Consider the following 6,505-nt stretch of genomic DNA (forward strand, 5'->3'; position numbering starts at 1 on the left):
CCAGCCGCTCTTTTTCCGTCAGCAAGTCCCGTTCACTATTTTTGCGGTCGGTCATATCAATGACATTGCCCATGATTGCCGGTTTTCCTTCGAAATCTATGGTGGCGGCATTGAAATCAAGCCATTTAATCTCTCCCTGCCTGGTAATAATTTTCATTTCGTAGCGTTGGGGGATATCTGCTCCAGCTTCCCGCTGTTGACCAAAGTTTTTTACCTGTTCCCGCATGTCCGGGTGGACCAGTTCCCAGAAATTCATTTGCAGGAGTTGGTCAAGCGGATAACCACTGATTTCAATTGCGGCCGGGTTGGCATAGACAAAGGTACCTTGTTGATGAATAAAAATGGCTGTCGGGCTGTTAAACGCCAGAGCGCGGAATTTTTCCTCGCTGTCGTGGAAAGATTGTTCCACCAGTTGCCGTTTGCCTATCATCTGGTTTACGGTTGTCGCCAGCTCCTGGAACTCATTCAGAGAAAGAGCGCTATTATCAATCTGCTTGTTCTCCTGGGCCGCCTTGGCAAAAAAATTGGTAAAAACCGTAAACTCATGGCTGATTTTATTACTCATGAAGCGGACAATAAGCAGTAGCGCCATGAAGATCAGGAGCAGAACCAGGATAATGTTACGCACATCTCTGGTGACGTTTTTTCCCAGTTTACTGCGATAACCGGCAATGATTGCCTCCATGTCGGGATGGTAGGCACCGGCGGCAACAATTAAACCGGCCTTTTTATCCAGTTTGAAAAAGGTGGTTTTCAGCTGTTCCTGCAGGCTATTGCCGATGTTTTTATACCAGTAGCTCACATAACACTGACCTTTCTTCCTTAAACCAAGGAGAACTTCCTGGAGAAAGAGTTTTCCCTTGGAATCGACGAGATCATCGGAAAGATATTTGCCGAGGAGATCCGGGCGGCTGGCATTGGCATACATGATGCCGAAATTTTTGCCCCCCTTGAGGTCAAGGAGTTTAATCACGAAGACGTAATTCTGATTGTTGCGGCCAAAACGATGGATATTCAGGTAGTCATTCACCTGATTTTGAATAGTTTCTTCCAAGTTATCCAGGTACACCCCGGTACCAAAATACCAGTTGTACGGTGCAAAGCGTTTGATAAAAGTGATTTTCGGAGATTTATTGTCTGGGTCTGGCTGTCCGGGTTTGTGGAAACAATAGGTGTTGAATCCCTCACCGCTGTCTGAAGTGATTTCTTTGAACCTGGTCATTAAATCGGGTCCACCATTATTCTTCAGGTCATTGAGACTGAGGCCTTCAATTGTAGGCAGGTTTGGATTCAGCTGGAAAACTCCATCGGCATCGAGAATATAGTAATATCCTCGGCCGTGATCAAATCTGATAGCTCCCAGGGTGCTCTTGATCAACTGTCGGATTTCGGTATCATTCCACTGATTTTTATATTTTTGCTGAATTGTGGTGGCAATCTGCAGGGCTTCATCAACCCGCTGTCTCAGCTCCTGGCGGGCTAGGGTTTCAATCTGCGACAGATGGTGATCAATATATTCAATGGTCTGATTTACTTCGTTTTTCAGCTCGGTTTTTTGGCTGGCAGTGAAATTTTCCTGAAAGGTGTCCATCTCCTGGTGAAAACGATCGTACTTTTCACTGATCAGCAGGTAGCCAAGGCTGCCAATGGCCAGGAAAATCAAGAGGACCATGAATGATGAGACCAGGCGGCCAATGGTTTTAGTTCTATTCACAAGTTTTTTTCCGCTAAAAATTAAAAATAGTTGTAACTGCTCAGTGTTTTTCAAATTTATTTAAACCACCCGTTCGCTAACGCTTACTAGAGAGCACAGAGCTGAGCTGATTAGGGTCTTTCTCTGTGAACTCTGGGTTCTGTGGTGAATAAGATATTACGCTGAACAATTACAAATAGTTTAATGTTTCTATTCGACCAGGATGAAGAAAACTGAAGGGGTTGAATGGTAATATTCATCAAATATCTATTCATGCGTGCCAGATGCCATAAATAATCTCTATAAGACAACCATAATTTATAATTATAACCAATTTGACTTATAGTATATGACGATATATATACTGTGAAAAATAACTTGGAGAGCGGTAATTCATCAGGAAGGAGTATCTGATATGAGGTTTAAAAATATTTTTGCCACCCGGTGGGGGATTATTGGCGTAGGTTTGTTTATCGGTGTTTTTGCGGCCCTCTTACAGAAGTGGGGAAATCCCGGAAATATGGGCATCTGTGTGGCCTGTTTTGAAAGGGATATTGCCGGGGCTCTCGGGTTACACCGCGCGGGAGTTGTTCAATACATACGACCGGAAATTATCGGCTTCGTTATGGGGGCATTCATTTCTGCATATTTATTCAAGGAATATCGTCCCCGTCTTGGATCAGCGCCTATTGTGCGATTTGTGCTGGGAGTCTTTGCCATGATTGGTGCCCTGGTCTTTTTAGGATGTCCCTGGCGGGCGGCATTGCGCCTTGCGGGCGGTGATGGAAACGCAATTCTCGGTCTGTTGGGATTAATTGTCGGTATCTGGATCGGAACTCTTTTTCTCAGAAAAGGTTACAATCTGGGACGTACCCAGGCTACTCATGCGGCGGCGGGATGGATGCTACCACTTATAATGCTTGGCTTTCTGGCGCTTCTTATTGCCTTCCCGCAAATTGAAGGTCAAAGCCGAAGCGGGGTCCTTTTTTACAGCCTGAAAGGTCCTGGCGCCATGCACGCCCCCCTTCTTATATCTCTGGGAATCGGCCTTACTATAGGATTTCTGGCCCAGCGAAGCCGGTTTTGCACTATGGGGGCCTGGCGGGACTTCATACTCTTTCGTCAAAATCATCTCCTTTCAGGTTTCATTGCTCTCGTCGTTGCCGCTTTTGTCACCAACCTCATCGTCGGACAGTTTCACCCGGGATTTAAGGGACAGCCGGTTGCCCATACAATGCATATCTGGAACTTTGCGGGAATGGTTCTGTCCGGTCTGGCTTTTGCTCTTGCTGGTGGTTGCCCCGGACGTCAGCTTTTCCTGTCCGGAGAGGGAGATGGGGATGCCGCCATTTTTGTACTGGGAATGATCGTCGGGGCGGGATTCGCCCATAATTTCGGTCTGGCCAGTTCCCCGAAAGGTGTGGGACCTTATGGTATTCCGGCAGTCATCATTGGCCTGATTGTTTGTCTGTTTATCGGATTTACGATGAGAAAAAGAATTGCTTAAATTAAGGAGAAAAATATGAGCACAAAAGTCGATGCCCGGGGCCTTTCCTGCCCTCAGCCCGTTTTGATGACCATCGATGAGATAAAATCCGGAAAAACAAGCGAGATCGAGATTATCGTAGATACGGAAACATCAAAGGAAAATGTCTCGCGTGCCGCCACCAGTCAGGACTGGAAAGTAACCGATGTCAGTGAAACAGCCGGCGAGTACAAGATTACCATAAGCAAGGATTAAGAGTGTCTCTTTTTAGTTTTTCCAGGGATAAACAAAAGCAGGGCACGCCGGGTGATAATGGAAATGCCGATCGCGGGATCATGGTGTTTGAACATACCAGTGAGGTTATCCAGGCGGAAAATATCCTGAAAAAAGAAGGGTGGGAAATCCGGGTTATGGGACCGCCGCCTGAAATTCAAAGTGGGTGTGATCTGATCATTGAGTTTCCCCTCATAGAGGAACTGAACATTTTCAGGACTCTTGAAGAAAAAGGAATTCCCCCTCTGGACATGGTTCCCGTAACCAGCCCCCTTCTGCAACCGGTGGATCTCTTTCAGATCAAGGACTTTGGTGGGCATCTCATGGTCCGGGCGGCTAATATGAAACTGACTGTTGAGAAAGCAAGCGGAAATATTGTCAATGTTTCCGGCGGCGGCTGCCCCGACGTTCCCTATCTGGCTTATGAAATGGTAGGTCAAACGCTCACCAGTTCCCCCAGCCCCCGTGAAATAGGCCATACTCTCTGTGGATATGCCCTGCAGTTAGCCTTTGAGGAGGTCCAACGCCAATGCTCGCCATAGCAGGAACAGTTCCCTCTGAAGGATTTCCCCTGATATCCGGTAAAATAAGCCTCGAAAACAACCACATCCGCATTGGTGATGAAGGCGTATCCGTCAATCGTGGGACCACGGCCCTGATGGCAGCCGCGATCAAAACCGCGGAAACGTTAGGACAGCCGGCGCCTTGTGGATATCTGGTTGGAGATATCGGCCGGGGAAAGGGAAGCCGACACCTTTATAAATATTTAACCGGGCAGTTGCCGCAATCTAACTTTCAAACCCTTACGTTTCACTATCTGCAGCCAATAGTTGACTGGCACGAACACCTGCAGCTAGCCATAGATGAAATGAAAGAAAGGCCAACGTTAATAGCTGATGCCGGATTCATGTATGCCGCCAAAATGAGCGGCAAGGCCTCACAGTATGATCTTTTTACCCCTGATATCGGTGAGTTGGCCTTTCTGGCGGATGAAAAAGCGCCCCACCCCTTTTATACCCGTGGTTTTATCCTCCATGATGAAAACTGTGTGCCTGATCTTATTTCCCGTGCATACAGCCACAATAATGCCGCCCGTTTTCTCCTGGTCAAAGGATCGCAGGATTACCTGGCCAATCGGGAAGGTATACTGGAAACCGTTGACAATCCTGTGGAGGAGGCCCTTGAAGCTATGGGAGGTACCGGTGATACTCTGACGGGTCTGGTCTCGGCCCTGATGGATTCGGGCATGGCAATCAAAGAGGCGGCAGTGGTGGCAATGAAGACAAACCGGCTGGCGGGTCATTACGCCAAGCCCACACCGGCAAGCCAGGTCGCGGAAATCATTCACCAGATACCGAAAGCGTTATTGGAAGTCCTTGAAAAAAGAGGTTAAGAGATGTCAAAAAAAGAAAATCACATTCACCCTGAAATGACCGTTATAGATATCATTACACGTTATCGGGAAACCGAAAAAGTCTTCAAAAAATTTGATGAAAAGACAGGTGTTTGTCTATGTTGCGAGGCTCTTTTTGAGACCATTCAAGTGGTTTCAGAAAAGTTTGATCTTGAATTGGAAAGTCTATTGTCTGATTTGGAAATTGTTGCTGATAAGCAGTCAAGGTAAATGCCCCTGCTTTATCACGGCTGACCGTAAGCAATAAATCGCTCAATTTCTTACAATTTATAGTGAAAAGGAGAACCAACGATGAAAAAAATTATTGTTTGCTTGGCAGTTTTACTGTTTCTTCCCAGAATGGCATGGTCCCTGGAAATTTATCAAAAAGGTGACATATCCTTAAATGCCGGCTGGTGGGGGCAGGTCTGGTATCAGCATGTTTCCGACATGGACACTAATGGCGACGGTGAATTCGATGATGACCTCAATGATTTTCTGGTCCGTCGCAGCTATTTTTACCTCAAAGGCACGGTAACCCCCGAGCTCAGCTTTTTCCTCCACTTTGCCGGCGACAAACTCGGGATGGATGAGATTAACAATGATTCCGGCAAAGGACTGGGCTCGGGAATCGCCCTGCGGGACGGCTGGATCACCTATAAACTGTTAGGTAATGACCTTATGGTTCAGGCCGGTCGCATGTACATCCCCTTCACTCGCAATTACGGCACCACCTCAACAAAATCATTGCTGACCACGGAGCTTGACTGGGGTCAGGGTGGCCTGCGCAGCAACATTTTCTACCCCAGCAATATCGGTCGCGATGACGCAGTTACCCTGTGGGGTAATATTCTTGACGATAAGTTGCAGTATCGCTTTATGGTTGGCGACGGCGAAGAGAGCCGCGCCAAAAATCCTGATGATACCATGCGTTTTGCCGGCCGCCTGAGCTACAATTTCTTTGACCCGGAAACCAAATGGTTCAATGCCGGCACCTATATTGGTACCAAACGGGTGCTTGCCCTCGGGGTTGGAGCTGATTACCAGAAAGATCTGGTGCTGGGAGGCGTGGAGGATGATTATTCTGCCTGGACCGTTGACCTTCATTACGATCAACCGCTGGCCAACGGTGACAATCTGACTTTTGCCGCTTCTTATATTGACATTTCGCATTGCCCCAACGGGGTTGCCTGGACCCATTTTGGCTCCGGCGATGATGGTGACCTGATCTCGGTAAAAGCCGGCTATTTTTTCGGTGACAAACTTGGGATCGGCAACCTGCAGCCGTTTGCCCATTACCAGATGATCAGTTCTGATGAAAGCGGCGACGACAACACCTCTATCTACACTTTTGGCCTCAACTATTATATTAAAGGTGCGGCTAACAAGCTGACCCTGGAAGCAACTTTTGTCGATCAAGATGATGAGATCACTGACAGCCTGCTCGAAGATCGAACCATCATCAGCGTTCAGATTGCCGCAGGATTTTAGTACCTTGTTCCTGAAAGTCTGTCACTTTTTTCAGTACCCCCCTGAGGGGTGAAAAAAACAAGAAATTGTTAAGTGCTTCACGGGTTCTTTGCCGTCAGGCAAAGGTTCCGATGAAGAAACTTATGCAAGGCTAAGTGCTTCACGGGTTCTTTGCCGTCAGGCAAAGGTT

The 6,505-nt window shown here is 47.4% G+C and carries 7 protein-coding genes; 6 read left to right on the plus strand and 1 reads right to left on the minus strand.

Translation table 11 applies throughout. The features are described from left to right. Nucleotides 1-1,714: cache domain-containing protein (locus tag U9P07_00140; protein MEA2107817.1), on the minus strand; the 1,714-nt coding region annotated here is incomplete at its 3' end. 394 nt (nucleotides 1,715-2,108) lie between these two features. On the opposite strand from U9P07_00140, the gene yedE reads away from it, so the two are divergent. The 6 genes from yedE (at nucleotide 2,109) to U9P07_00170 (ending at nucleotide 6,336) form a co-directional block, all read left to right on the plus strand. After that, complete coding sequence (yedE, locus tag U9P07_00145; protein MEA2107818.1) at nucleotides 2,109-3,200, plus strand: YedE family putative selenium transporter; 1,092 nt, start codon at nucleotides 2,109-2,111, stop codon at nucleotides 3,198-3,200. 15 nt (nucleotides 3,201-3,215) lie between these two features. Further along, nucleotides 3,216-3,434, plus strand: coding sequence for a sulfurtransferase TusA family protein (locus U9P07_00150; protein MEA2107819.1), 219 nt, complete (start codon nucleotides 3,216-3,218; stop codon nucleotides 3,432-3,434). A 2-nt stretch (nucleotides 3,435-3,436) separates the two neighbouring features. Beyond that, nucleotides 3,437-3,994, plus strand: coding sequence for a DUF3343 domain-containing protein (locus tag U9P07_00155; GenBank protein ID MEA2107820.1), 558 nt, complete (start codon nucleotides 3,437-3,439; stop codon nucleotides 3,992-3,994). Beyond that, nucleotides 3,982-4,845 carry an NAD(P)H-hydrate dehydratase gene (locus U9P07_00160; GenBank protein ID MEA2107821.1) on the plus strand — a complete coding sequence of 288 codons (864 nt, stop codon included), beginning with the start codon at nucleotides 3,982-3,984 and terminating at the stop codon, nucleotides 4,843-4,845. The genes U9P07_00155 and U9P07_00160 overlap by 13 nt, the downstream gene beginning before the upstream one ends. 3 nt (nucleotides 4,846-4,848) lie before the next feature. Beyond that, complete coding sequence (locus U9P07_00165; GenBank protein ID MEA2107822.1) at nucleotides 4,849-5,076, plus strand: hypothetical protein; 228 nt, start codon at nucleotides 4,849-4,851, stop codon at nucleotides 5,074-5,076. An 81-nt stretch (nucleotides 5,077-5,157) separates the two neighbouring features. Beyond that, nucleotides 5,158-6,336 (plus strand): porin, encoded by a 1,179-nt coding sequence (locus tag U9P07_00170; GenBank protein MEA2107823.1) that lies wholly within the window; start codon nucleotides 5,158-5,160, stop codon nucleotides 6,334-6,336. Nucleotides 6,337-6,505: the final 169 nt, after the last annotated feature.

The sequence above is a fragment of the Pseudomonadota bacterium genome, assembly GCA_034660915.1.
In the GTDB taxonomy this organism is placed as follows: domain Bacteria; phylum Desulfobacterota; class Anaeroferrophillalia; order Anaeroferrophillales; family Anaeroferrophillaceae; genus DQWO01.